Origin of the sequence: Desulfovibrio sp. 1188_IL3213 (genome assembly GCF_036763145.1) — a bacterium.
GTDB lineage: Bacteria > Desulfobacterota > Desulfovibrionia > Desulfovibrionales > Desulfovibrionaceae > Desulfovibrio.
In genome coordinates, this window is record NZ_JBAIYR010000670.1 from 1 (window position 1) to 851 (window position 851).

Genomic DNA, 851 nt, shown 5'->3' on the forward strand with positions numbered 1-851 from the left:
ACGGCGACCACGGGCCGGGTGTTCGGCGTGCGGCGCGTACCTACGGTCAAGGGCCAGAGCCTTCCTGCCTATGACCCGCGCGCGGTCAAGGGCCAGGGCGTTACCTACGCCACGTCGCCAATGGGCGCGGACCATACCGCCGGTTATGCGGTAACGGCCAATATCCTGAGCAGCGGCGGCACGGTTGATCCCCTGAAAAAGGAAGGGCAGATCGAGCTTTCGCGCAATCTTCAGGTGGCTACGGCCTCGGTGGACTCGGTGGGCCTGTGCCTGTTCACGGCTTTTGCCATTCTGGACGTGCCTGACGCACTGCCCGCCATTGTGGACATGCTCAACGCCAAATTCGGCTGGCAGCTCACAGGTGACGACGTAGTGACCCTGGGCCAGCGCATTCTTTCCACAGAAGTCGATTTCAACCGCCGCGCGGGCATTACCCAGGCCGCGGACGTGCTGCCCGACTTCTTTACGGATGAAAAATTGCCCCCTCACAATACCACGTTTGACATCACCCACGACGAACTCAAGACCGTGTTCAACTGGATTGAAGAAAAGTAGCAGTCTGTTAGAGCAGATTAACTTTGAGAATATACATTCTCAAAGTTTAAGGCACGCTCACTTCGGCGTTTAACCGCGCAGATAAACTGCGCTTACGCCTCCGTAGCGAACGTCTGCTCACGCAGACGCCAGAACAATTTCAAAGTGAAATTGCTCTAGACAGTGCCGCCACGAGATGAATTTGCTTGGTATATCAAGGAGAACGAGCCTTTTATGCAGGGAGTGTACTCTTATGGTACTCGACCGGAATAAAAGGCGAAGTTCGACGCAGAGATACCGGGAAAGGCGCTCGTGAC

At 56.2% G+C, this 851-nt stretch carries 1 protein-coding gene; it reads left to right on the forward strand.

Features of this window, described 5'->3' with window-relative positions; all coding sequences use genetic code 11:
• Nucleotides 1–555: aldehyde ferredoxin oxidoreductase C-terminal domain-containing protein (locus tag V6C16_RS14435; RefSeq protein ID WP_333543586.1), on the forward strand; the 555-nt coding region annotated here is incomplete at its 5' end.
• Nucleotides 556–851: the final 296 nt, after the last annotated feature.